Source organism: Magnetospirillum aberrantis SpK, assembly GCF_011022235.1.
GTDB classification, from domain to species: domain Bacteria; phylum Pseudomonadota; class Alphaproteobacteria; order Rhodospirillales; family Magnetospirillaceae; genus Magnetospirillum; species Magnetospirillum aberrantis.
The window spans coordinates 66,500-92,002 of sequence record NZ_JAAIYP010000033.1 but is presented as its reverse complement, the minus strand read 5'-3'; the positions used below and the strand labels follow the sequence as shown (position 1 = coordinate 92,002).

Genomic DNA, 25,503 nt, shown 5'->3' with positions numbered 1-25,503 from the left:
CTAGGGGTGAGGGACATGGTCGGTCCGGTACCACAGTCCTTGTCTTCGTCCCCGGCCGCATCCGGCGTGTCGGTTCGTGGCAGCCTGCTCGTCCGCGCTTTCCTGATCGCCGTGATGGCGCTGGGCGTCTTCGCCGTCTCCACCTACGCCCTGATCGTCACCCCGACCATCGAGCGCCTGGCCGACACCCAGATGCGCCAGACCGCGGGTGAATTGAACTCGCGGGTCCAACGCCTGCTGGCGACGGTCGAGGTCACGCTCAACACCAGCCGCCACTGGGGCTTGAACAACAGCCTGACACTGGATCAGGTGGAGAAGTTCAACGAATTCTTCTTCCCGGTCATCGAGAACCACCCGGAAATCTCGTCGGTGCTGGTGGCCCATGAATCCGGCCGTGAAATTTTGCTGCTGTACGCCGACGGCAAGTGGATCAACCGGCTCAGTGATCCCCAACGTTGGGGCAAGAAGACCACTTGGATGACCTGGAGCGGCAATCGCGTCCTGGAAAAGACCGAGATCCTCGAGCGCGACTATGACGCTCGTCGGCGACCCTGGTTCGGCGGCGCCATGGCGCTCGATCGGGACGACGACGTGTTCTGGACCGCGCCCTACATCTTTTTCACCACCAAGGAACCGGGCATCACGGCGTCCAGTCGCTGGACCGCACCGGACGGCGGTCGCTATGTGGTGGCCCATGACGTCAAGCTGCTGGACCTGTCCCATTTCACCCGCAAGATCACCGCCGGCACCAGCGGGGTGGGCATGCTGCTGGATGATGCCGGGCAGTTGGTCGGCGTTCCCCGAGCGGAGCGTTTCTCCAGCGACGACGAAATCAAGAAGGCGGTGTTGAAGCCCCTGGCGGAGCAGGGGGTGCCGCTCCTGGCCGAAGGGTGGCGCCGCTGGAACGAGCAGGGGCGGCCGGACGGCAGCCTGAACGCCATGACGTTCGAGGGTGTGGACTGGTTCACCCATTTCGGCCGCATCTTCATCGGCAAGCAGCCGTTCTGGCTGGGGGTGATGGCTCCCCGGCAGGATTTCGTGCCGATCAGCGGCGAGCAGGCGGTGCTGCTGGTGGCGTTGATCGTGGGAACCTTGGTCTTCGCGGCCCTGGTCACCTTGCCCATTGCCCGCCGCTTCGCCGTGCCGCTGGAGGTCCTGGCCGAGGAAAGCGCGCGCATCGGGCGCATGGACCTGGCACGGCCGGTGGACATCCGCTCCGACTTGAAGGAGATTGCCGCCCTGGCCTCGGCCCAGGAAGCCATGCGCGTCGCGCTCCAGGCCTCCACCGCCAGCCTGGAGGAAGCCAACGCCACCCTGGAAACCCGCGTCGAGGATCGCACCCGCGAACTGGAGCATTCCCGCCGTGCCGCCGAGTGGTCGCGCCAACTCATGCGCGACATGGCCGATTCGCTCCCCTGCGCGGCCTTTCGTTTCGAAGTCGCGCCCGATGACACCGAACTCTTCCGCTTCGTCAGCGCCAAGGCTGAGGAAATCTGGGGAATCCCCTCGTCGTCGCTGCTGGATGATCCGGACCAACGCTGGAAGCGGGTCCACCCCGACGACCGGCAGACGGCGCGCAACACCCTGATCCAATGTATCCGCGACAACATGCCCACCAACCTGCTGTACCGGGTCATGGACGGCGATTCCGCGTTCCGCTGGATCGAAACCCGATCCATGGTCTCGCTGCTGGCCGATGGCACGCGGGTGTGGAACGGCTATTGGTTGGATGTCACCGAGCGCGAGCACGCCCTGCACCGAATCCAGGCGGCGGAGGAGCGCCTGCGGGCCCTGACCAATTCGGTGCCGGTGGCGGTATTCGAACTGCGCAGCGAGGGCGAGCTGTTTTGGTTCACCTTCCTGAGCCGGCAGGTCTACGACATCCTGGGCGTCGGGCGCGAGCAGTTGCAGGCCAACGGTGACCGCTTGTACGGCGCGGTGCTGCGGGCCGACCGGGACGGGCTGGAGGCGCAGGTGACCGGCGCCATCGGCCGGGGAGCGCCCTTCTCGGTCCAATTCCGCCTGGATACCGATGGCGAGGCTCGCTGGGTGCACATGGAGGCTCTGCCCATCGGCGGCGATGGAGCCATCATCTGGGCCGGCTTCTTCCAAGACGTCACGGCGGTCAAGACGGCCGAGGCCGCGCTGACCCACGCCAAGGAAATGGCTGAGGACGCCACCCGCATGAAGTCGGATTTCCTGGCCAATATGAGCCACGAGATCCGCACTCCGATGAATGCCATCATCGGCATGTCGTACCTGGCACTCAAGACCGAGCTGACGCCCCGCCAGCGGGATTACGTCAGGAAGATCCAAGGTGCCGGCCAGCACCTGCTGGGCATCATCATCAACGACATCCTGGATTTCTCAAAGATCGAGGCCGGCAAGCTGCCCATCGAACAGGCGGATTTCGACCTGGACGCCATGCTCGACAACATCGCCAACCTGCTGACCGACAAGACCAATGCCAAGCAGTTGGAACTGGTGTTCGACATCCCGTCCGAGGTGCCGCGCGCCCTGGTGGGCGATTCGTTGCGGCTGGGCCAGATCCTAATCAACTATGCCAACAACGCCATCAAGTTCACCGAGAAGGGCGAGATCGACATCATCGCCCGGATCGCGGAGCGCACCGAGGACGAGGTGCTGCTGTACTTCGCCGTGCGCGACACCGGCATCGGCATCACCGATGAGCAGAAGGGCCGTCTGTTCCAGAGTTTCGAGCAGGCTGACACCTCGACCACGCGGAAATTCGGCGGCACCGGCCTGGGGCTGGCCATCAGCAAGCGCCTGGCCGAACTGATGGGCGGCGAGGTCGGGGTGGACAGCGAGTTTGGCAAGGGCAGCACCTTCTGGTTCACCGCACGCCTGCGCGTCGGCACCCAGCGCAAGCGCGAACTGCTGCCGTCGCCCGACCTGCGCGGTTGCCGGGTGCTGGTGGTGGACGACAACGACAACGCCCGCGCCGTCCTGTGCGACCTGCTGTCCAGCATGACCTTCCAGGTGGCCGACGTGGACTCCGGCCTGGCGGCGGTGGACGAGATCAAGCGGGCGGCGACGGCTGGTCAACCCTATGCCCTGGTGCTGCTGGATTGGCGCATGCCCGACCTGGACGGCGTCGCCACTGCCGGCCAGATTCGGGCGCTGGGCCTGGAATCCGCACCGCGGCTGCTCATGGTCACCGCCTATGGCCGCGAGGAAGTGTTGAACCAGATCGCCGAGGCCGGCATCGAGGATGTGCTGATCAAGCCGGTCAGCGCCTCGGTGCTGTTCGACACGGTCATCCGGCTGTTCGGCGGCCTCACCGCCGCCGAGCCGCGCAAGCCGGCGGGCGGCATATCGTGTTCGCTCGAGAGCCTGGCCGCCATCCGGGGCGCGCGCATCCTGCTGGTGGAAGATAACGAACTGAACCAGGAGGTCGCTACCGAACTGCTCGCCGATGCCGGCTTCGTGGTCGATGTCGCCGGTGATGGCGCCGCCGCCCTGGCCCGGGTGCAGGAGGAGCCCTACGATCTGGTGCTCATGGACATGCAGATGCCGGTCATGGACGGCGTCACCGCCACGCGGGAAATCCGCAGACTGGGCCGCTTCGACCATTTGCCCATTGTCGCCATGACCGCCAACGCCATGCAGCGCGACCGCGATCGCTGCCTGGAAGCAGGCATGAACGATTTCGCCGCCAAGCCCATCGATCCAGAGCATTTGTGGGGCGTCCTGCTGCGCTGGATCCCGCCGGGCGAACGGGCGCCCGCCGCGCCTCGGGCCGTCGCCGACGCGCCTGAGCCGGCCCTGCCGGACATCCCGGGACTGGACATGGCCAGCGGCCTGCGCCGGGTGCAGGGCAAGGCGTGGCTCTACCTGTCATCGCTGCGCAAGTTCGCCGCCAGCCGCCGGACCTCCTGCGACGATATCTGCGCGGCCCTGGACGCCGGAGACTGGCAGACGGCCGAGCGTTTGGCCCACACCCTGAAGGGTCTGGCCGGCATGATCGGGGCGGACGAGGTCCAAGTCCCTGCCGGGGAGTTGGAGTCCGTCTTGGCCGAACGGGCACCGCGCGACGCGGTGGAAGACGCCATCGAGGTGCTGCGTCAGCCCCTCGGTACCCTGATCGCCGCCCTGGACAATCGGTTGCCACCCGAGGAGGAGGTGATCCGCGCGGAGGTGGACCGGGCCGTATTGGACCAGGTGTGCCGTCGCCTGCGGAACCTGCTTGCCGAAGACGACGCGGAGGTTGACGATGTGCTGGAGGAGAATACCGGCCTGCTGGCGGCCGCCTTTCCCGAGGAGTACTCCCGCCTTCACGCCGCCATCAAGGATTTCGATTTCGAAGCCGCGCTGGCTGTCTTGAACCGGGCCATGGGCAGCGTATGAGGATCTGAGCGATGGAAAACCGGGGCTTTCTCGAAAGGGCCACCATTTTGGCGGTGGACGACACGCCGGACAATTTGGCGGTCCTGAGCAGTCTGCTCAAGGATGAATACCGGGTGAAGGTGGCCAGCAGCGGCGAGAAGGCCTTGAAGGTCGCTGCGGCGGACAATCCCCCCGATTTGATCCTGCTGGACATCATGATGCCGGGCATGGACGGCTACGAGGTGTGCCAGCGCCTCAAGGAGACGCCAGAGACCCGCGACATCCCGGTGATCTTCCTGACGGCCAAGGCGGAAGTGGATGCCGAGCGCAAGGGCTTGGACATGGGGGCGGTGGACTACATCACCAAGCCCATCAGCCCGCCCATCGTGTTGGCTCGTGTGCGCACCCAGCTGAAGCTCAAGGCCACCGCCGACTTCCTGCGCGACAAGAGCGCTTTCCTGGAGGTGGAAGTGGCCAAGCGCACCGAGGAGGTCATGGCGATCCAGGACGTCACCATCCTGGCCATGGCGTCCCTGGCCGAGACGCGGGATCTGGAAACCGGCAACCACATCCGCCGCACCCAATTCTACATCCAGGCCCTGGCGACCAAGCTGCGCGGCCATCCGCGCTTTGCCGCCCAACTGGACGATGCCACCATCAACATGCTGTTCAAATCGGCGCCGCTGCACGATATCGGCAAGGTTGGCATTCCCGACCGCATCCTGTTGAAGCCCGGCCGCTTCACCCCCGAAGAATTCGAAATCATGAAGACGCACACCACGCTTGGCCGCGACGCCATCACCCATGCCGAGCGGTCTCTGGGCTCGAAGGTGGAATTCCTGACCTTGGCCAAGGAAATCGCCTATTCGCACCAGGAAAAGTGGAACGGCAGCGGCTATCCGTTGGGGCTCGCGGGCGACGACATCCCGCTGTCGGCGCGCCTGATGGCGGTCGCCGACGTCTATGACGCGCTGATCAGCCGCCGTGTCTACAAGAAGCCTATGCCCCACGACGAGGCCGTCCAGATCATGGTCGAGGGGCGAGGCAGCCATTTCGACCCCGACATCCTGGACGCCTTCCTGGATATCCAGGACGAATTCCGCGCTATCGCCAATGATCTTTCCGATTCCGATGCCGATATGGAACGCAAGCGGACGCTGCTGTCCCAGGCCGGGACCGCCATTGCCGAGACGGAGTGAACGAGCGTGATTGGTGCCTCGGAATCCATGGAACGGCCGACGATCCTGCTGGTGGACGACACGCCGGAGGATCTGACGCACATCTCGCAACTGCTGAAGGATGATTATCGCGTCAAGGTCGCCAACAGCGGCGAAAAGGCCCTGAAGGTCGCTCAGGCCAACGAGCCGCCCGATCTTGTGTTGCTGGATGTCATGATGTCGGACATAGACGGCTACGAGGTGTGCCGGCAGCTCAAGGCCGCTCCCCGCACCCGTGACGTACCAGTGATCTTCCTGACCGGCCTGTCGCGCATGGCCGACGAAAAGAAAGGCTTCGACCTGGGTGCGGTGGATTACATCTCCAAGCCGGTCAGTCCCTCCATCCTCCAGGCCAGGATCAAGGCCCATCTGCGGCTGAAGAACGCCGCCGATTTCCTGCGCGACAAGAACACCTTCCTCGAGCGCGAAGTGGCCAAGCGCACCAAGGAGGTCACTGCCATCAAGGACGTCACAATCCTGGCCATGGCGTCGCTGGCGGAAACCCGCGACCTGATGACCGGCAATCACATCCGCCGCACCCAGTATTACATGAGCGCGTTGGCCTCGGCCTTGCAATCCCATCCGCGCTTCGCCGGTGCACTGGACGAGCAGGCCATCACCATGCTGTTCAAGTCGGCGCCTCTGCATGACATCGGCAAGATCGGCATTCCCGACAGCATCCTGCTGAAGCCCGGTCCGCTGGCGCCCGAGGAATTTGAAATCATGATGACCCACGCCGCCCAGGGCTGCTCGGCCATCGAGCATGCCGAACGTTGGCTGGGCAAGAAGCTGGAGTTCCTGACCACCGCCAAGGAGATCGCCCGCTTCCACCATGAGCGCTGGGACGGCAACGGCTATCCCGAAGGCCTGTCCGGCGACGACATCCCGGTGTCGGCGCGCCTGATGGCGGTGGCGGACGTGTACGACGCGCTGATCAGCCGCCGCGTCTATAAGCAGGGAATGCCCCACGAGGCGGCGGTCACCACCATCGTGGAAGAACGGGGGCGCCGCTTCGACCCCGACGTGGTGGACGCCTTCGTCGGCATCCAGGAGGAATTCCGGGCCATCGCCAAACAGTACGCGGACCCGGATTAGGCGGTTATCATGCCGGTCGTGGGCTTGGGGTGGGCAAAGGTCATGAAGATCGGAATTCGACAGAATTTCCTGCCCGCGCCGCGATTCAACTATCCCTCGACGTCCGCTTTTTCAGAACCAACGCCGATAGCAGACAGCCTTCTTCCGGCCCGTCATTGCCGAAACGAGTAAGATAATTTGTCAGGCCTCCCCCTTCAGCGCCGCCCATCAAGACCCAGCTCGATCCGTTTCTTCTTTGACAGGCCTAGCGCGACGATAGCATGCGACCGGCGGATATAGTCCCGCAGATCGCCATCCGACAGACCGGGCTTGGCATAATGCTGAATCCACTTGAGGCCGCGTGATGCCAAGTATGGCGCCGGACGCAAGCCCGGTTGCTCCTTGAGTATCTCGTAGGACAGGTCGCTGACCTTGAAGACGAAGCTCGGCTCGCCTTCGTCCCAACCGCCGATCGCGAAGACCTTGCCGCCGACTTTCCAAACGTCGGCGCCGCCCCACTGGACCACATGGGTGGTGGCGGGAAGCGCTCGGCAGAACGCGTTGAATTCCTCGTAAGTCATCCGTTCCGTCCAGATTGCCCGCTTATGGTCCTGTTCGCCATCGGCCCAACGAGGCCAAATCAAATCCCTTTGCCGTCACTCCCCTGCCGGCAACGCATACCGCACCACCCGCATCTCCGCGTCGGCCTCATTCTCCAGCGTCACCTCCAGCACCTGATTGACCAGATCGGGCTGGGTGAACGCCTGCTGATCGCGCTTTTTCAGCCGCTCATACTCTTCGACGGAGAGGAGGACATTGCGCGGGCGCCCATTCTCGCTTTGCCACTTGGCCGGTTTCGTCGCCTTGCCCATGATTGCCGCCCCAATAGTATCGGACACCCGCCCGGCAGCCAGCTTCACCGGGTCGTTGGCGAGATGGGCGTAGCGGGCGGTGGTCTGCACCTGGGTGTGGCCGAGCAGCTTGCCGATCATCGGGAGGCCTTCACCCAGGGCAAGGGCGCCGCTGGCATAGGAATGGCGCAGATCGTGGATGCGCACATCGGGAAGATTGGCCTTGTCGCGGATGCGCCGCCACGGATGCTGTAGATCGGTGCGGCGACTGCCCCCCCTGTTCCTTCAGGATGCCGATGATCTGCTCTTTACTGAACCTCCTGCGCTTCATGTCGTCCGTCCTTTGATGGGCCGGACTCTACTGCAAACTGGAGGAGATTTCCCAAGGCAGGTCAATTGCTGCTTCTGGGACCTTTGAAACATGTAACGATACGGCATAGGTTCATATTTGAAACGACCTGCCGGGCTACTTTTACTCCCCCACAATTTTATCGATCTGGTCCGCTTTATAATCGATTCGCCGGGGTGAAATTGCCCCGTTTTGGGACGGCAGGAAAAGTGGGGCAAGCTTTCGCGCCATGATGGCGTGCATAGAATGCCGGTGATATAAACCACGGCGGCCGGCATATGGATAAGGGGTTGGGGATGCCCATAAAGGATGTGAGCCTGGGGAAGGGAGTCAAAATATTCCAACCTGATCTCGTCAATATTTATGGTTGCCAGATTGGAGACGAAAGTCGCGTTGGTGCTTTTGTTGAAATCCAGAAAGGTGCGACTATCGGGTCACGCTGCAAAATTTCCTCCCATAGTTTCATATGCGAGGCCGTCACCATCGAAGACGAGGTTTTCATCGGTCACGGTGTCATGTTCACCAATGACCTTTATCCTCGTGCGACGACAGATGATGGATATCTACAGGGTGCCGAGGATTGGACGGTAACGCCCACCCTCGTCAAGCGCCGCGCTTCTATCGGCAGCAATGCCACCATCGTGGCCGGCTGTACGATCGGAGAGAACGCCTTGGTCGGCGCGGGCGCGGTCGTGACCAGGGATGTTCCTCCCTTCGCCATCGTCGCCGGTGTCCCCGCCCGTGTCGTCGGCGATACGCGGTTTCCCGAAACCGGAAAGGAAGAACTGTGATAAGGATCGGCGTGATCGGCTGCGGCTATTGGGGGCCGAACCTGATTCGGAACTTCCATGACAATGACCGCTCAGCGGTTGCGATGGTCTGCGATCTGGATCCGGCCAAGCTGGCACGGGCGACTCGATTCGCACCCACGGCGCAAACCACTACCGACGTGGCGACCATGTTGACGTCGGACATCGATGCCGTGGTGATTGCCACTCCGGTCAGTTCCCATTACGAGTTGGCGCTGGCGGCGCTCGAGGCTGGCAAGCATGTGCTGATCGAGAAGCCGATGGCCGCGACTTCGGTCCAATGTGCCCGCCTGATCGAAGAGGCGACACGACGCGGTCTGGTGCTGATGGTGGATCACACCTTCGTCTATACCGGTGCGGTGCGGAAAATCCGCGAGTTGGTTCAAAACGGAGACCTGGGGCAGGTCTACTATTATGATTCGGTGCGCGTGAACCTTGGGCTTTTCCAGCACGATGTGGACGTGTTGTGGGATCTGGCGGTGCACGATCTGTCCATCATCGAATACGTCCTGGGTCGTCATCCCGTGGCGGTGTCCGCCAGCGGGGTGTCCCATGTGACGGGCAGCCCCGCCAACCTCGCCTTCCTGACTCTGTTCTTCGACGACGAGACGGTCGCGCATGTCAACGCCAACTGGCTGGCGCCGGTCAAGATCCGCCGAACGTTAATCGGCGGTTCGAAGAAGATGATTGTCTACGACGACCTCGAACCCAGCGAAAAGATCAAGATCTACGACAAGGGGATCACCGTCGCAGAGCAGGATGAGGAGATTTACAAGATGCTGATCGGCTATCGGGTCGGCGACATGTGGGCGCCGAATCTCGATTCCGTCGAGGCGCTGAGGCGGGAAACTGATCACTTCCTCGATTGTATCGAGAACCGGCAGCGCCCGGAAACCGACGGAGCCATGGGCCAGCGGGTGGTCGAGATCCTGGAGGCCGCCAGCCTGTCCATGCGGGAGCGCGGCCGGCCGGTAGCCCTGAGCGAAAGGACGGGGAAATGATACCGTTTCTCGACCTGCGGCGGCAGTATGACCAAGTCCGCGACGACATCGAGGCCGCAGTGAAGGGCGTTCTGGATAGCGGGCAGTTCATCCTGGGGCCGGCGGTCCAGCGGTTCGAGGGCGATTTCGCGCGCTACTGCCGGACCGAGCATGCGGTTGCCGTCAGTTCGGGCACGGCGGCATTGCATTTGGCGTTGCTTGCCGCTGGGGTCGAACCCGGTGACGAGGTGATCACCGTTCCCATGACCTTCGTGGCGACTGTTGCCGCCATTCTTTACGCCGGAGCCCGACCGGTCTTCGTTGATGTGGACGAATCCACCTGGACCATGGATGCCGCCCAGCTTGAGACCGCGATCACGCCGCGAACGAAGGCGATCCTGCCGGTTCATCTGCATGGCCTGATGGCTGACATGGAACCCATCCTCGCCATAGCTGCCCGCCGGGGCATCGCTGTGATCGAGGATGCCGCCCAGGCCCACGGGGCTGAGTATCGGGAAAAGCGGGCTGGCTCGATGGGACGGCTGGGCTGCTTCAGTTTCTATCCGGGCAAGAACCTGGGAGCCTGTGGCGAAGGCGGAGCGGTCGTGACCGACGATCCCGCCTTGGCCGAACGGGTCCGGGTTCTGCGGGATTGGGGGCAGGTTCGGAAATACGAACACCTGTTCCAGGGCTTCAACTACCGCATGGACGGCATCCAGGGCGCCATCCTGGGTGTCAAGCTGCGGCATATCGAGGACTGGACCGAGGGGCGGCGGCGGGCGGCGGCGGGCTATGACCGCAATCTGGGCGCTATCCGGCGTCCAAGTCCGCCCGACCATTGTCGGCACGTTTACCACGTCTACGCGGTGCGCGTCGTCGATCGCGACCGTGTCCGTGCGGAATTGGATCAGGCCGGCATCGGTACCGGCATCCACTATCCGGTTCCGGTCCACCTTCAGCCGGCTTATGCCGGCCTGGGCTACAGGGCGGGTGATTTTCCGGTGTCGGAGCGCATCGCCGCGGAGACCCTGTCGCTGCCCATGTTCCCGGAACTGGAAGACGGTCAGGTGGAAGAGGTATGCCGCGCGGTGATCAGGGCGGTCGATGGTGGGGAGGGCTGAGTGGGTGACCGGCGATGTGGTCGTCCGGCCGCTATCGGCCACCGATGACGGCGTTCTCGGCGCCTTTCTCGACGAATTGGGTGAAAGGGAGCCGCTGGCGGTTCTCGCATATCATTACCCGTTCTATCGAGACATGTTGGTCGCGATCGACGTGGGCGTCCCCGCCAGCCTGGGGGCTTGGCGCGACGGTTGTCTGAAGGCGGTTCTGCCGGCTTTTCGCCGCACCGCCGCTGCTGGCAGCGTTCTCTGCTCGCTTCCTTTTTTCGGGCCGAATGGCGGCGTTCTTTGTGCGGCCGGCGAAGCCGGCTGGGCGGTTCCCGCCCTGATCCGGGCGGCGGTCGCCATGCTGGATGAACTTCCCGACCCGCTCGCCTTGACTATCTGCGGCCCGCTTGAGGACCGGAACGGTGCCGAGACAGTGGCGGCCATGGAGGACCGCATCACGGTCGAGCGGTTCTCGCAGGTCACGACGCTGGACGGGACTCCCTGGTCGAAAAGCCTGCGCTATGACATCCGCAGAGCGGAAAGCCTGGGGGTGACCGTCGTCGAGGAAGCTGACCCTGACCACTTGCGCGAATTCTTCCGCCTTTACGAAACCAATTGCGCCGAGGCCGGCATCCCCCTCAAGCCGTTCGCGGCCCTTGAGGCACTTGCGCGCCATGCGCACCCCGAGGGGCCGGTGCGCCTGTACTTCGCCATGCACGATGACAGGATGGTCGCCGGATTGATGGTGCTGTGGGGGCCGCGCTGTGTCAGCTACTACATGCCCTGCACCCTGGCCGAAGCGCGAGCGTTGCAGCCGGGGGCGCTGCTGATCGACCGTGCCGTCGCTGATGCCCGCACCAATGGCAAGACGTTCTGGAATTGGGAAAGCTCGCCATCACGCGAAGGAGGGGTCTATCGGTTCAAGCAACGCTGGAACGCGTGCGAAAAGTCCTATTGCATCCGTATCCTCACGCGGCGTCCGCCGGCCCGCTTCGTCGAGCTTGGCCGGCTGGGCCTTTCCCAGGCCTTTCCCGGCTATTTCGTTTATCCCTTCGACAGGCTTTGACCAAACATAGCGGATGGCACGGTCAAGGCATGTGGTCTAGAATGCCGCCGCTTCGGTTGACGATCCAGGTTCCATGGCTGCCGGCATTGTTCTCTTCGCGATCAACACGTTTGGCGGCACGGTGCTAACCGAAATTCTCGGCCATGGTGCGCTGGATGTCCGTCTGGTGGTGACAAGGGCCGGATATGGTCCCAAATCCCATCTGATGCCCCACGCCATCGCCGACAGGCATGGCTTGCCCTGGACCACCGATGAGGCGGGCGGTCAGGCGTTGGAATCCCATGTTGCCGCCTTGGCGCCCGACGCGATCCTGGTCGGCGGCTATCATCGGCGCATTCCTCGATCTCTCTTCGAAACGGCGGCTGCGGGTGCGGCCAATCTTCATCCTTCGCTTCTGCCGGCCTATCGTGGTGCTACGCCGGTGGAGTGGTGCATCGCCAACGGCGAGACCGAGACCGGCCTGACTCTTCACCGCCTGGAACAGGGCTTCGACACCGGCGACATCCTGTGGCAGGGCCGGGTCGCAATCGGTGCTGACGATACCGCCGGCGACGTTCTCGAACGGATTACCACGTCGCTGGTGCCGGCGGGGGTCGCCGCCTTCGCCGAACGTGTCGCCATCGGGAACTTCCGGGGCGTGCCGCAGGATCCGAACCTTGCCAGTTGGCAGGCCAAGCGGAGTGAGGGCGACGCCGTGCTGGATCTACGGTGGGACGCGGCCAAGGTACATTGCCGGGTTCGCGCCATGGCGCCGTGGCCCCTGGCTTCCGTCATGCTGGATGGCATGGTCCGCAGGGTGGCGCGCAGCCGCCTGATCTCCCAACCTTCACAACCGACACTCCCGGCCACCTTGGTCTCGGTCGCCGAGGGAGGCGAAAGGGCGATGGTGGCGTGTGGGGACGGGCGGCTGGTGGAACTGATTGATCTTGATCCCCCGATTGGCAACAGGCCCTAAGATGAAGCTATCCGTCGTGATTCCCGTGTTCAACGAGGGCGATGCGGTCCACGAGGCCCATGCCAAGGTGTCCGAGTGCCTGAGACGCGACCTTTCCGACTGGGAAACCGAGATCATCTTCGTTGATGACGGCAGCCGTGATGACAGCTTTTCCCACCTGAGCCGGCTGGCGGTGGAACATCCCGGCGTCAAGGTTCTCAAGCTGGTCAGCAATGTGGGGGCGCACATGGCGGTGCGTGCGGGGATGGACGCCTGTAGTGGCGATTACGCGGTGTTCCTTGCCTGCGATCTTCAGGATCCGCCCGAGTTGGTGTCCACCCTGTTGGCGCGCTGCGTCGGAGAGGTCCAAGTGGTTTGGGCTGTGCGGGCCAGTCGCGAGGATTCCTGGTCCAGCAAGCTGTTTTCCGCGGTTTTTTTCGCGTTGGCTCGCCTGATGGTCAGCCGAAACCTGCCGCCGTCGGGCAGTTCGATGATGCTGCTGGGGCCGAAGGCGCTCAAGGTTCTGCGTTCCTACACCGAACGCAACCTGACCCTTGACGGTTTCCTGTCGACGGCCGGATTCCAGATGGATTATGTGCCGATCGACCGCAAGGCGCGTCAATCAGGCGTCAGTAAGTGGACGCTGGGCAAAAAGCTCAAATTCGCCCTCGACTTCTTCACCGGCTACAGCTACGTGCCGATCCGGGCGATGTCCCTGGTCGGCGTCCTTACGGCCATCCTTGGCATGGCCTATGCCGCAATCGTGGTCATTCGCTGGATGGCGGATGGAATCGACGTGCCAGGCTGGACGTCGCTGATGGTGGCCTTGCTGATCGTCAGCGGCGTCCAGATGTGCATGCTGGGCGTGTTGGGGGAATACGTTTGGCGCGGGCTCGACGAAACCCGCAAGCGGCCGCGCTACATCGTCGACACCGCCCTGGGGTTCACGTCTCCCGATCAGCCGGGCATGACCCAATTCTCGAGCTTGTCCTCCAGCAAACCGGACGGATCTGGATATCTGGTTGAAAACCAGTCGACATAACGCTCCAGCCCCTGTTCGAACCCGATTTCGGCGGTGAATCGCAGCAAGTCCCGCGCAAGGCTCGTGTCGGCATGCAGGGCGTTGACATCGCCGGGGCGGGGGGCGGCATTCACCGGCTGTAGATCGGGGCGCTGGCAAAGACGGCACACGGCCTGGGCGACCTCGCGGATCGAGACCATCCTGCCGAACGCGATGTTGACCTCGCGTCCGATCAGCGCGTCGCATGCCGCCGCCATGGCGAGGCCACGAGCGGTTTCGGTGACGTAGGTGAAATCCCGGCCGGCCGATCCGTCGCCGAAGATCACCGGGGCCTTGCCGTTCCGCACCCGGATCACGAAGCGGGGAATGACCTCGGCCAGATCCCCTTGATCGTGTTCCCGTGGACCATAGGCGTTGAACGGCCTGACCACCACTGTCGGCATTCCGTAGGTGCGCCAGTAGGCGAGGGCATAGTTTTCCCCCGCCAGCTTGGCGGCTCCGTAGACGGTGGTGGGGGCGCACACGGTTGCCCGTTCCGACAGCAGGCCCGTCGAAGCGTTGCCGTAGACCTCGGACGACGAGCAATAGATGAAGCGCGTGACCCTGTGCTTGCGCGCAGCCTCGAGTGTCATCAACGTCCCGGTAGCGTTCACCTCGTGGCTTTCCATGGGGTTGCCCAGCGACCGGCGGACGCATTGCACCGCCAGATGGAAGACGACGCAGCATTCCGTCATGGCCTGCGAAAGCGCCGCTGCGTCTAGTACCGACCCCCGCACCAGCCTGACGTCGCCGTTACGGCGGGCATCCTCCAGGTGTTCCATCTTGCCGGTGGACAAGTCATCGAGAACCGTGACCCGGTGCCCCTTGGCCACCAAGTGGTCGACCAAATGGCTACCGATGAAACCGGCGCCGCCGGTGACCAGAATGCGTGTCATCGATTTTCCTTCGTAACGGCGCAAGCCTTGACCAGCGCACGGACCACGTGAAGCTGCTCGTCGTCGGACAGACCGGGGAAAAGTGGCAACAAGATGCCGTGGTCCTGGGCTGCTTCCGATTCCACCAGGGGATGGGGCAGGGGCGTGCCGGCATAGGCCGGTTCACGATGAATGTTCATGATTCCGCGGCGGGTCGCCACTCCGTCATCCAGCATGGCCTGCATGACCGTCATCTGGTCGGCGCCAGGGGGCAGGCGCACGCAATAGCTCTGCCAGTTGGGTCGAGCCCAGGCCGGCGCCATCGGCGCTCTCAAGCCCGGAATGTCCGCCAGCAACCGGCCATAGGTTTCGGCCTGGCGGCGGCGTTCCGCCAAAATCGCGGGCAGACGGTGCAATTGGCAGCGGCCGATGGCGGCCTGGACATCGGTCATGCGATAATTGAACCCCAGTTCCTCATAGGATTCGAAGATCACCGTGCGGGCATCATGGCGTGCCCGATCGGGCACGCTCATTCCGTGCTGCCGCAGCAACCGCAGCCGGGCATCGAGGTCTTCATCCGCAGTAGTGATCATGCCCCCGTCCCCGGTGGTGATGACCTTGCGCGGGTGGAACGAGAAGCAGGCGGCGACGCCATGGGGCGCGCCGATGGGCCGCCACCCCTCGGGGTCGAGGATTTCGCTGCCAATGGCGCAAGCGGCATCCTCGATCAGATGGAGGCCTCGTGTTTCGGAGATGGGGACCAGGGCTCGCAGGTCGCAGGGCATCCCCATCTGATGGACGGCGATGATGGCCTTGGTCCGTGGGGTCACCGCCGCGTCGACCAGGGGCGGAGAAAGGTTGAAGGTCGATGGCTCGATATCGACGAAAACCGGCTGAGCCCCGGTGTAGCGGATAGCGTTTGCCGTGGCGATGAAGGAATGGCTGGCCGTGATCACCTCGTCTCCGGGGCCGATCCCCAGCGCCACCAGCACCAAATGCAGCGCTGTCGTGCAGCTTGAGACCGCACAGGCGTGGGGAGCGCCGGTCAGCCGGCCGAACTCCTCTTCGAAGGCCGCCACCTGGGGCCCTTGCGTCAACCAGCCGGACAGGATGGCTTCGCGCGCGGCGGCGGCCTCTTCCTCGCCGACGACTGGACGGGCAATCGGTATCATTGGCTGGCGCCCGCGTCGTTGGGATTTCTGGTCAGGACGAAGGTTCCAGGCGGATTCATGTCGGATCGTAAGATCGCTTCCACCCATGGCTGGCCTTGTAGATCGGCGAGTTCCGCCTTGAACTTGTTCACGACGAATGGGCGGTAGCCGGAGTACATCCCGTCACCGTAGGGGAAATACAGGCTGGGATAGCCCAGCTTGGCGACCAATTCGCCAAGCGAGGCGGAATCTTGCGCAAGACGTTCCATCGGGTCGCTGTAGAAATCCCAGTCGGTCATGAAATCGCCGCCGATGAAATGGCGGATGGCGAGGCCTGGTTCATAGTAGAAATAAACGATGGGACGCTCGGCTACGCGGGAAAGGTCGTCTCCCAGGTTTTTCTTCAACGCGCGGGCCATGACGTAATCGGCATTGTTGCCGCGATAAGACGCGAAGACGTGCTCGAAATAGTCAGTCGCACCTTCACCGACAAAGGGATGGGTGGCGAACCACCGGCTTCCCGCCCAGCTTCCGGCCGCGAACACGGCAAGGCCGACGGCCAGGGCAGCACCGCGCTGCCAGCGTTCCAGGGCGATCCGGGCCGGCACGAGGCGGCTGATCACCAAGCAGGGATACCAGGACTGGACGAACAGTGCGAGAATGAACACCTTGCTGTAGGTGTCTCCAGTGCGATAGCCCGTCACCACTTCGAGAGCGATGGGCGGCAAGAACAGCGCCAGGGGGGCAGCCCCGGCGATCAGGGCCCGAATGCGGGCGTGGCGGCGGCGCAACGTCATCAGCGCCAGGGCGGCGAAGGCCAGAACCCATGCTCCCCGGATCGCTTGCGGAAAGCCCAGGCGGTTATCGGTCAGCAGACCTAGGTCATTCAGCATGTCGCTGCGGGTAAACAGGCTGCGCGCCGTCGCAAGCTGGGTGCTGCCGGGATAATAGGGGCTGGGGGGCACCAAGATGCACCACACTTCGCGCAGCGAGAACACGGCCAGCAGGGCCAGGACGATCAGCCAGGGACCCGGTTTGCGGTCATGATCGACGAACCACGCTGCCGCCGCCGCAAGGCCGACGACCATCAGGCTCTCGGGGCCGCCATAGGGTCTCGGGAAAGCGACGAACGTGGAGATGGTCGCCGCCGCCAGGGCTGCGGTGCGCAGGCGCCCGCCGCGTACCATGTAAAAGCACATGGTCGCGCCGACCAGGAACTGCATTTTGTCGCCCCAATTGCTTGCCAGTACCAGACGGTAGAAGCCATCGACGCGCAGGAACGCCAGGGTCAGCAGGCAGAAGGCAACCAGGGCTATGCGGTGGTCGCGTAAGGCATGGGCGAGGATGAGGATGCTGGACATTCCGGCAAGGATACCGCCCGCGAAATACGCCGGATAAAAGCTTTCGGTGGTGAATGCCCCCGCAAGCAGGGTCAGGCCGTTGAGGTCGCCGATATAGAAGATGCTCGTCATGTAGCCTTGGCCGAACTGCATGTCCTCGACACGCAGCAGCCGTCCGGCCTCGAACGATCCCTTGGCGTATAGCGGAATCCAGCCGTGATGCGACGACAGGCCCGCCGAGGGATCGGGCATGACGATCGAAACGATCCACACCGCGAGCAGCGGGAGGGCGACCATCGCGAAAAAGATCGGGTCGAACCGCCAACGGGTCGATGTGGGCAGCAGCCGGCGCAACAGCCAGGCGATGGTTGTCGCCATGGTCAACGCGAGCAGAAGGAACAGGTTGATCGGCAGGTTGAGCGCCCGACTCGTGTACATGGCCAGATCGGCGGCCCCGGCCACCACCAGGAATCCCACCGCAAGGGCCTCTGCGATGGAAACGCGGCCGGCAAGACGCCCGAATCCCAGACTCAGGGCCGCATAAAGGACCAGCATCGCGGCCGTGTCCCACTGCGGTTGCTGAAGCAGCAGATAATCAAGTGCGATCATTCAATTTCCGCCCGAACTGTACTCTTCCGTGATGTGCCCCTCAGGCTGTCAGAGCCCGAAGATCGGGGCGTGCCCTGGGCCTCAGGACGTTTCTTGTATTCTCTCGGTATGCCAAGGTCCAGCGATCTCAACCTGGGAAGTCGAGGCCCCCGGAATGTCGTCACCTCGCCGGTGGCAATGGGCGAGCTCTCGCCGGGGCTTGGTTCGACTGCTTAAATTCTGGTCGCCCTGAATGCAAGACGGGCAATGCGGGTGGCCCTTTGGAGGTGCCCGCCGAGGATTGCTGCGCCGCGGCAACTGGTATGGTTTTTGCTTTGTATCCTGGTGTGCTCTGGATATGGAGGACCGAAGATGTTTCTGCGCGGCAAGGCGACTTCCTGGTCCAGCATCCTTTTACGTGACGAGATCCTGCATGCCGGGATCAGACCTGTCCGTACCCTCCTCAAGGTTTCACACCATCGCGACGAACATTCCGACGGCGACGAGGCGGCGGCCCTGGCACCGCTTTCTTCCGACGGAAGCAATGGTGTTTCCGTAATCGCTTGCTAAACAGGTAGCCTCGGGACTTCGCCCGATTGTCATGAGCCATCGGCAAGAGGGATGATCTGGACGGGGGCGTAGGAGGGTGCGATGGATTTCGACTTTGCAAAGATCGACGCCCTGACCGGCCTGTTGGTTGCGGAAATGGACGGCCAAGAGTTTGACCGCGAAGCAGCGCGCCGTCTGGCCGCCGACATCCGGGCTGAATATCCGGCGATTCGTGAAACCATGGACTTGGTTCTGGTGCGGTTGCAGGAAAAGCGGCACTGAGTGGTTGCGAATATCAGGGAACCTGCAAGGCGTCGGCAAGTCGGCGTGCATGTTCTGGAAGCGCGCCGAAATCCCGCGCGCACAGATCGAGCCGTCGGCACGCCCAGGCATCGGCCAGGCTCCGCACCGCCACCTTCATCGTGACCTGACAGCGTCGGGCCGCCACTTCCGGGATGATCGCGACGCCGACGCCCTGTTCCACCATGCGGCAGATGGCGTCGAAACCGCGCATGCGGGCCCGATAGGAAATCCGTTTGCCGCTGCGCGCGGCGTGTCCCGCCAGGAAATCCTGTAGCGCGCTGCCGTCGTCCAGGCCGATGAACGGCTGGTCAAGGGTGTCGGTCAGCAGCAGCGAACCGCCCCCCGCCGCCAAAGGATGGCCGCAGGCGGTCACCACCACCAGCGGGTCGCGGCGGAACGGCCGCGTCTGCAAACCGTCGAAGCTAACGGAATTGGCGGCGATCCCCAGGTCGACCACGCCTTCGGCCACCGCCTGCACCACCCGATGGCTCAGGTGCTCCTCTAACTCCACGTCCACATGGGGATGGTCCGCCAGGAAGCGTGCCAGGATTTCCGGCAGGTATTCGCTTAACGCCGAGGTGTTGCAGGCCAGCCGGACATGCCCCTTGAGGCCCTGGGCATAACGCCCCAACTCGCCGCGCATGCGCTCCATCTGGCCCAGCACCACGCGGGCGTGGTGTGACAGGGTCAGGCCGGCCGGTGTTGGCGTAACGCCGCGGCGGCCTCGGGTCAACAGGGGGGTGCCCAGGATTTCTTCCATTCCCTGGATACGGGCGCTGGCCGAGGCCAGGGCCAAGGCGGAGCGTTCGGCACCGGCGGTGATGCTGCCGGTCTCGATGATGTTCAGGAAAAGGCGAAGGTCTGTAAGGTCGAAGCGCATTTTTCCGTCCATGGCTTCGGTTATGGCGAAGGCTGTCTCAGTAAATCCCAGATTTTCGGCCAAGGCCAGAGGCGGCATGGTGAGGGCATGGAAACGCAGCTTCTCTCGCATGGCATGCCCGTTCTGGCGGGGATCGCCGCCGTCTTCGTCCTTGCCGGTCTGGTCAAGGGAGTGATCGGCCTGGGCCTGCCCACGGTCGCCATGGCCTTGCTGGGGGTGATGATGCCCCCGGCCCAGGCCGCCGCCCTGATGGTTCTGCCGTCGCTTGTCACCAATCTGTGGCAATTGGCGGCCGGTCCCGGTCTGTCGGGTGCGGTCGGCCGGCTGTGGCCGCTGTTGGTCGGCATCTGCCTTGGCACCTGGGGCGGTGCCGGTCTGTTGGACGGAATATCCGCGGCCGACGCCCGGCACGGCCTGGGATTGGCGTTGGCCATCTATGCCGGCCTGGGGCTGGGGGCGTGGTCGTTCGTGCTGTCCGGGCGGTGGGGGCGGGTGCTGGCCTTGCCGGTGGGGATGGCGACAGGGGTGGTGACGTTGGCGACCGGCGTTTTCGTGGTGCCGGCGGTTCCCTATCTTCAGGCCTTGGGCATGACCAAGGACGAACTGGTTCAGGCGCTGGGCCTGTCCTTCACCGTTTCCACCGTGGCGCTGGCGTTTGGCTTGGCCGACAGCGGCGTATTGTCGGTGCCGGTTCTGGGGGCGTCGGCCCTGGCGTTGTTGCCGGCACTGCTGGGAATGGCGTTAGGGCAGTGGCTGCGCGGCCGTGTCGGCAACCGCGCGTTTCGTCTCTGTTTCTTCGTGGGTTTGCTGGCGTTGGGGGGGCATCTTTTGCTGACCGCCTGATCAGCCGTAAAGCGCCTCCAACTGCTCGCCATAGGTCTTGCGGATGATGTGGCGGCGGATTTTCATGGTGGGGGTCAACATGCCGTTGTCGGTGGTGAAGCCTTCGGCGGCGACCACCACCTTGCGGACCTTCTCGATGGTCGACAGCCCCTTGTTGACGCGGTCCACCGCCTGTTGCATGGCGTGGCGGAAATCCGCGTCGGCCACCAGTTGCGTCAGTTCGGCCGGCTTGCCGTTGTCGCGTGCCCAGCCCGCGGCCCATTCGGCGTCGGGCACCACCAGCGCCACCAGATGCGGCCGGCGGTCGCCATGGGCCATGGCCTGGGCGATTTCGGGCGCCAGGGTCAGGAAGCCTTCGACCCGCTGGGGCGAGACGTTGTCGCCGCCGGAATTGACGATGATATCCTTTTTGCGGTCGGTGATCTTGAGATAGCCGTCTTCGTCCAACTCGCCGATGTCGCCGGTATGCAGCCAGCCGTCGCGCAGCACGGCGGCGGTCGAGGCCGGGTCGTTCCAATAGCCCAGCATGACGTTTTCGCCGCGCACCAGAATCTCGCCATCGGCGGCGATGCGGACCTCGACCCCGTCCAGCGCCGGGCCGACCGTGTCGATCTTGATCTTGCGCGGATGGTTGGCGCAGATCACCGGCGCCGCCTCGGTCTGGCCATAGCCTTGCAGGATGCGGACGCCCAGCGCGGTGAAGAACACGCCGACGTCGAAGGCCAGGGGCGCACCGCCCGACACCATGGCCACCAGCCGGCCGCCGAAGCGGTCGCGGACCTTGGACCGCACCAACCGTTCCAGGACCATGTCGGCCAGCGATTCCAGCGGACCCAGCCGGCCCTGATGGTAGCGCTTGGTGCCCAAGGCCACCGTCATCTCGAACATCTTGCGCTTGAGCGCGCCCTGGCGGCGCAAATTGTGCAAGATGCGCACCCGCATCATCTCATAGAAGCGCGGCACGGCGGTCATGATGGTGGGGCGCGCCTCGGCCATGTTGGGCACCAGCGCCTCGATGCTTTCGGCGTAATAGATCTGGGCGCCGATCAGGATCGGCAGGATCAGTCCGGCGGTGTGTTCGTAGGCATGCGACAGCGGTAGGAACGACAGGAACACGTCGTCGCCGTCGGTGATGCTGTCCACCAGCCGCATGGCGCCCTTGGCGTTGGACAAAAGCGCGCCGTGCGACAGCATGACGCCGCGCGGGGCGCCGCCGGTGCCCGAGGTGTAGATGATGCAGGCCGCGTCGCCGCGGGCGGGGGTGACGGGTTGCTGGGTCTCGGGCGGCGCGGTGCGGCCCAGCCGCAAGGTGTCGTCCCACGAGATCAGGCCGCCGCCGCTCGATTGCTTGACCTCGGGCGGAGTGATGGCGATCACGGTGGGCGGCGTGTCGGCCTGCCACGCGGCGGCCATGACCTTTTCGGTCAGCGCGCGGGTCGAGGTGACGACGAAGCGCGCCCCGGAATTGTTGAGGATGTGCAGATGGTCCGATGGCGTGTTGGTGGTATAGGCGGGAACGGTGATGCCGCCCGCCGCCATCACCGCCAAATCGGCGATGGCCCATTCCGGGCGGTTTTCCGACACCACCATGACGCGGTCGCCGGTCGCCAGTCCCAAGGCCCGCAAGCCGGCCGCCAGGTCCAACACGTCGGCCCGCGTTTCGGCCCACGACTTGGGCAACCAGGCGCCGTCATGCTTGGCCCACAGGAACGGGGCTTCGCCCTTGGTCTCGGCCTGCGTCAGGAACAGGTCGGTGACGTTCTGGCAAACGGTGGAATCAACGGACATACTTCCTCCCCCGAACTTCTCTCGGGCCCTTGATTAGCCGATCAAAGCGCCTTTTGATAGATGCGCGTTCTTGGACGTGCTGATGCACATACCCATATCCCGTTCCGGACAAGGAGTCACTGAATGACCGTTACCGAAAACCTTGGAATCCTTCCTGAATGGGATTTGTCCGACCTTTATCCCGCCCCTGATTCCCCGGAACTGGAAAATGATCTGATGGCCGCCGAAACGGCGGCCGGCGCTTTCAACCGGACCTATGCCGGCAAGCTGGCCGAGTTGGACGGCGACACCTTCGCCGCCGCCATCGCCGAATACGAACGCATCGGCGAAGTGATGTACCGTGCCGCCTCGTATGCCCAACTGCTTTATGCCGGCGACCAGACAGACCCCGAGCGCGGCCGCTTTTATCAGGGTATCCAGGAACGGGTGACGTTGATTTCCAGCCACACCTTGTTCTTCACCTTGGAACTGAACCGCCTTGACGACGACGTGCTGGCGGCCAAGCTGAGCTCGCCCAAGGCCAAGCGCTATGCGCCGTGGCTGCGCGACGTGCGCATGTTCCGGCCGCACCAATTGTCCGACGAACTCGAGCAATTGCTGCATGACCAGTCGGTGACCCACGGCGCCTGGAGCCGTCTGTTCGACGAGACCATGGCGCGGCTGCGTTTTCCCATGGGCGACAAGGTGCTGACCTCGGCCGAGGCGCTGCACCTGATGAGCGACCGCGATCCGGCCACCCGCAAGGCGGCGGCGCAAAGCCTGGGCAAGGTGTTGGGCGAGAACGCGCCCTTGTTCTCGCTGATCACCAATACCTTGGCGAAATCCAAGGAAATCGACGATAAATGGCGGAAATATCCGCGCCCGCAATCCTTCCGCAACCTGTCCAACCAGGTCGAGGACGAGGTGGTGGACGCGCTGGCGGCGGCGGTCAGGGGCTGCTACAGCCAGCTCAGTCATCGCTATTACAAGCTCAAGGCCAAGTGGTTCGGCGTCGAACGGCTGGATTACTGGGACCGCAACGCGCCGTTGCCGACCGATGCCGACCGCACCTTCAATTGGGATCAGGCGCGCGACAGCGTGCTGGGCGCCTATGGCGCCTTCAGTCCCGACATGGCGGTGGTGGGCAAGCGCTTCTTCGACAACAACTGGATCGACGCCCCGGTACGGCCGGGCAAGAGCCCCGGCGCCTTCGCCCATCCCACGGTGACCACCGTGCATCCCTATCTGCTGGTCAACTTCCAGGGCAAGACCCGCGACGTCATGACCCTGGCCCACGAATTGGGGCACGGCGTGCATCAGGTGTTGGCCGGTGTCCAGGGCGGGCTGATGGCCGACACGCCGCTGACCCTGGCCGAGACCGCCTCGGTGTTCGGCGAGATGCTGACCTTCCAGTCCATGCTGGCGGCGGAAACCGACCCGGTGCGGCGCAAGGCGCTGCTGGCCGGCAAGGTCGAGGACATGCTGAACACAGTGGTTCGCCAGATCGCCTTTTACCAGTTCGAAAGCCTGGTGCACGATGAACGCCGACGCGGCGAATTGCCGGCGGAACGCATCGCCGAATTGTGGATGTCGGTGCAGACCGATTCCCTGGGTCCGGCCCTGCGCTTCGACGACGAATACAAGTGGTTCTGGACCTACATCCCCCACTTCGTCCATTCGCCATTCTACGTTTACGCCTACGCTTTCGGCGATTGTCTGGTGAATTCGCTGTATTCGGTGTATCGCGCGGGAACGGTCCCGGATTTCCCGGTCAAGTATCTGGACATGCTGCGGTCCGGCGGCGTTCATCGCCACAAGGAATTGTTGGCGCCCTTTGGTCTCGACGCTTCGGACCCGGAGTTCTGGCGCAAGGGTTTGGATGTGGTTCTGGGCTTCATCGACGAGCTTGAGGCCATGTGAGGGAAGGGGGGCTTCTCTCTCTGCCCGCCTTGTCCGGCGGGCAGGGTGGGGGAACCGCCCACCCCCATGGAGAGCGTGCCTACCCCTTGGGGCGGGCATATTTCAGTCCTTGTCAACTACCCGTATGGCATAGTCCGCACGATCCCCTCGCCTCGGCCCCGGAACTGGTGTATCGGGGAGGCTGGTGCGCTGCACAACAGCGCCCGGACAGGGTGAGCCATGCCGAAATGACGAAACAAAGCGATAGGTAGAATGGGGTTTGGGGTTGTAAAATTACTCTTCGCACCCCACATGGGCGGCCCTCCGCCCGACTGTCGATCAACGAAGGCAACCCGTCTCTCGAGTAGGGGATAAGATAATGAAGATTGCCATACCGAAGGAGCGTCGCGCCGGCGAGGCGCGTGTCGCCGCCTCGCCCGACACGGTGAAGAAGTACGTCCAGATGGGATTCGAGGTGGTGGTGGAAACCGGTGCCGGCGACGGCGCCTCCATCGCCGATTCCGTCTATCAGGAAGCCGGCGCCTCCATCGCCGCCGATGCGGCGACGGTGTTGGGGGCCGACGTGGTGCTGAAGGTCCAGCGTCCCACCGACGAGGAGATCGCCCAGCTCAAGGAAGGCGGCGTGCTGATTTCCAGCCTGTCGGCGCTGACCAACAAGGACATGGTCCAGAAGCTGGCCGAGCGCAAGGTGACCGCCTTCGCCATGGAGCTGGTCCCGCGCATCACCCGCGCGCAAAGCATGGACATCCTGTCGTCCCAGGCCAACCTTGCCGGTTACAAGGCGGTGCTGGACGCGGTGCATGAATTCAAACGCGCCGTGCCGATGATGATGACCGCCGCCGGCACCGTGGCGCCCGCGCGCTTCCTGGTGCTGGGCGCCGGTGTCGCCGGTCTTCAGGCCATCGCCACCGCCAAGCGCCTGGGCGGCGTGGTCCACGCCTTCGACGTGCGCCCCGCCGTCAAGGAACAGGTGGAATCCCTGGGCGGCAAGTTCGTCGAGGTGGACCCCGAGGCCACCAAGGACGCCGAGACCAAGGGCGGCTACGCCAAGGAAATGAGCGAGGACTACAAGAAGAAGCAGGCGGCCAAGATCGCCGAGGTGCTGACCAAGACCGACATCGCCATCTGCACCGCGCTGATTCCCGGCAAGCCCGCGCCCGTCCTGATCACCGAGGACATGGTCAAGGGCATGCGTCCCGGTTCGGTCATCGTCGATCTGGCGGTGGAAGCCGGCGGCAATTGCCCGCTATCCGAATTCGACCGTGTGGTGGTCAAGCACGGCGTGACCCTGGTCGGCCACGGCAACGTGCCGGCGCGTCTGGCCGTCGACGCCTCGAACCTGTTCGCCAAGAATTTGCTGAACTTCATCAGCCCGCTGGTGGACAAGGAAAGCAAGACGCTGACGTTCAATTGGGAAGACGAAATCCTCAAGGGCTCCTGTGTGACCCGCGACGGCCAGATCGTCCATCCCGCGCTGGCCGGCTAAGGAGAGAA

Annotated in this window: 20 protein-coding genes and 1 pseudogene; 14 read left to right on the top strand and 7 right to left on the bottom strand. The window is 63.8% G+C overall.

Features of this window, described 5'->3' with window-relative positions:
- The first annotated feature begins 15 nt into the window (after positions 1-15).
- Genes G4223_RS06340 through G4223_RS06330 form a run of 3 tightly spaced genes read left to right on the top strand, consistent with a single transcriptional unit; the run spans position 16 to position 6,659 of the window.
- Positions 16-4,368, top strand: a complete 4,353-nt coding sequence (locus G4223_RS06340) for a response regulator (RefSeq protein ID WP_163676658.1) — start codon at positions 16-18, stop codon at positions 4,366-4,368.
- 11 nt (positions 4,369-4,379) lie between these two features.
- A complete protein-coding gene (locus tag G4223_RS06335) occupies positions 4,380-5,546 on the top strand; it encodes a response regulator (RefSeq protein ID WP_163676656.1) in 1,167 nt (388 codons plus the stop codon).
- A 27-nt stretch (positions 5,547-5,573) separates the two neighbouring features.
- On the top strand, positions 5,574-6,659 hold the full coding sequence (locus G4223_RS06330; RefSeq protein WP_163676681.1) for a response regulator: 1,086 nt from the start codon (positions 5,574-5,576) through the stop codon (positions 6,657-6,659).
- 194 nt (positions 6,660-6,853) lie between these two features.
- On the opposite strand, the gene G4223_RS06325 is transcribed toward G4223_RS06330, so the two are convergent.
- Positions 6,854-7,219 (bottom strand): MmcQ/YjbR family DNA-binding protein, encoded by a 366-nt coding sequence (locus G4223_RS06325; RefSeq protein WP_163676654.1) that lies wholly within the window; start codon positions 7,217-7,219, stop codon positions 6,854-6,856.
- Positions 7,220-7,294: 75 nt separating this feature from the next.
- Positions 7,295-7,741 (bottom strand): annotated as a pseudogene (locus tag G4223_RS20360) (tyrosine-type recombinase/integrase); the annotation flags it as partial.
- Positions 7,742-8,134: 393 nt separating this feature from the next.
- On the opposite strand from G4223_RS20360, the gene G4223_RS20195 reads away from it, so the two are divergent.
- The 6 genes from G4223_RS20195 to G4223_RS06290 all read left to right on the top strand — a co-directional run bounded on the left by G4223_RS20195 (position 8,135) and on the right by G4223_RS06290 (position 13,775).
- Entirely contained in the window at positions 8,135-8,629 is a 495-nt protein-coding gene (locus G4223_RS20195) for an acyltransferase (RefSeq protein ID WP_163676652.1), read from the top strand.
- On the top strand, positions 8,626-9,648 hold the full coding sequence (locus tag G4223_RS06310; RefSeq protein WP_163676650.1) for a Gfo/Idh/MocA family oxidoreductase: 1,023 nt from the start codon (positions 8,626-8,628) through the stop codon (positions 9,646-9,648). The genes G4223_RS20195 and G4223_RS06310 overlap by 4 nt, the downstream gene beginning before the upstream one ends.
- A complete protein-coding gene (locus tag G4223_RS06305) occupies positions 9,645-10,748 on the top strand; it encodes a DegT/DnrJ/EryC1/StrS family aminotransferase (protein WP_163676648.1) in 1,104 nt (367 codons plus the stop codon). The genes G4223_RS06310 and G4223_RS06305 overlap by 4 nt, the downstream gene beginning before the upstream one ends.
- A gap of 4 nt (positions 10,749-10,752) precedes the next feature.
- Entirely contained in the window at positions 10,753-11,799 is a 1,047-nt protein-coding gene (locus G4223_RS20355) for a GNAT family N-acetyltransferase (protein WP_163676645.1), read from the top strand.
- A gap of 73 nt (positions 11,800-11,872) precedes the next feature.
- Positions 11,873-12,754, top strand: coding sequence for a methionyl-tRNA formyltransferase (locus tag G4223_RS06295; protein WP_163676642.1), 882 nt, complete (start codon positions 11,873-11,875; stop codon positions 12,752-12,754).
- 1 nt (position 12,755) lies between these two features.
- Positions 12,756-13,775 (top strand): glycosyltransferase family 2 protein, encoded by a 1,020-nt coding sequence (locus G4223_RS06290; RefSeq protein ID WP_163676639.1) that lies wholly within the window; start codon positions 12,756-12,758, stop codon positions 13,773-13,775.
- On the opposite strand, the gene G4223_RS06285 is transcribed toward G4223_RS06290, so the two are convergent.
- From G4223_RS06285 to G4223_RS06275, 3 genes are read right to left on the bottom strand one after another with little or no spacing between them, the layout of a single operon-like run.
- The gene (locus G4223_RS06285; protein ID WP_163676636.1) at positions 13,691-14,689 is read right to left on the bottom strand and encodes an NAD-dependent epimerase/dehydratase family protein; all 999 of its coding nucleotides are present in this window, start codon (positions 14,687-14,689) and stop codon (positions 13,691-13,693) included. The genes G4223_RS06290 and G4223_RS06285 overlap by 85 nt on opposite strands.
- A complete protein-coding gene (locus tag G4223_RS06280) occupies positions 14,686-15,840 on the bottom strand; it encodes a DegT/DnrJ/EryC1/StrS family aminotransferase (protein ID WP_163676633.1) in 1,155 nt (384 codons plus the stop codon). Before G4223_RS06280 ends, G4223_RS06285 begins: the two co-directional genes overlap by 4 nt.
- Complete coding sequence (locus tag G4223_RS06275; RefSeq protein WP_163676630.1) at positions 15,837-17,768, bottom strand: hypothetical protein; 1,932 nt, start codon at positions 17,766-17,768, stop codon at positions 15,837-15,839. Before G4223_RS06275 ends, G4223_RS06280 begins: the two co-directional genes overlap by 4 nt.
- A gap of 351 nt (positions 17,769-18,119) precedes the next feature.
- Between G4223_RS06275 and G4223_RS06270 the strand changes: the two genes are divergently transcribed.
- Together G4223_RS06270 and G4223_RS06265 are read left to right on the top strand one after the other, a co-directional pair.
- Positions 18,120-18,317: a hypothetical protein gene (locus G4223_RS06270; RefSeq protein WP_163676627.1), complete on the top strand. Its 198-nt coding sequence runs from the start codon at positions 18,120-18,122 to the stop codon at positions 18,315-18,317.
- Positions 18,318-18,398: 81 nt separating this feature from the next.
- Positions 18,399-18,578: a hypothetical protein gene (locus tag G4223_RS06265; RefSeq protein ID WP_163676624.1), complete on the top strand. Its 180-nt coding sequence runs from the start codon at positions 18,399-18,401 to the stop codon at positions 18,576-18,578.
- Between the two features lie 13 nt (positions 18,579-18,591).
- On the opposite strand, the gene G4223_RS06260 is transcribed toward G4223_RS06265, so the two are convergent.
- A complete protein-coding gene (locus G4223_RS06260; protein ID WP_241003987.1) occupies positions 18,592-19,590 on the bottom strand; it encodes a LysR family transcriptional regulator in 999 nt (332 codons plus the stop codon).
- On the opposite strand from G4223_RS06260, the gene G4223_RS06255 reads away from it, so the two are divergent.
- On the top strand, positions 19,567-20,322 hold the full coding sequence (locus G4223_RS06255) for a sulfite exporter TauE/SafE family protein (RefSeq protein ID WP_163676620.1): 756 nt from the start codon (positions 19,567-19,569) through the stop codon (positions 20,320-20,322). The genes G4223_RS06260 and G4223_RS06255 overlap by 24 nt on opposite strands.
- Here the strand turns inward: G4223_RS06255 and G4223_RS06250 are convergent, their stop codons facing one another.
- Positions 20,323-22,110, bottom strand: coding sequence for an AMP-dependent synthetase/ligase (locus tag G4223_RS06250; protein WP_163676617.1), 1,788 nt, complete (start codon positions 22,108-22,110; stop codon positions 20,323-20,325).
- A gap of 123 nt (positions 22,111-22,233) precedes the next feature.
- On the opposite strand from G4223_RS06250, the gene G4223_RS06245 reads away from it, so the two are divergent.
- On the top strand, positions 22,234-24,009 hold the full coding sequence (locus tag G4223_RS06245) for a M3 family oligoendopeptidase (RefSeq protein WP_163676614.1): 1,776 nt from the start codon (positions 22,234-22,236) through the stop codon (positions 24,007-24,009).
- Between the two features lie 358 nt (positions 24,010-24,367).
- A complete protein-coding gene (locus G4223_RS06240; RefSeq protein ID WP_163676611.1) occupies positions 24,368-25,495 on the top strand; it encodes a Re/Si-specific NAD(P)(+) transhydrogenase subunit alpha in 1,128 nt (375 codons plus the stop codon).
- The last annotated feature ends 8 nt before the right edge of the window (positions 25,496-25,503 follow it).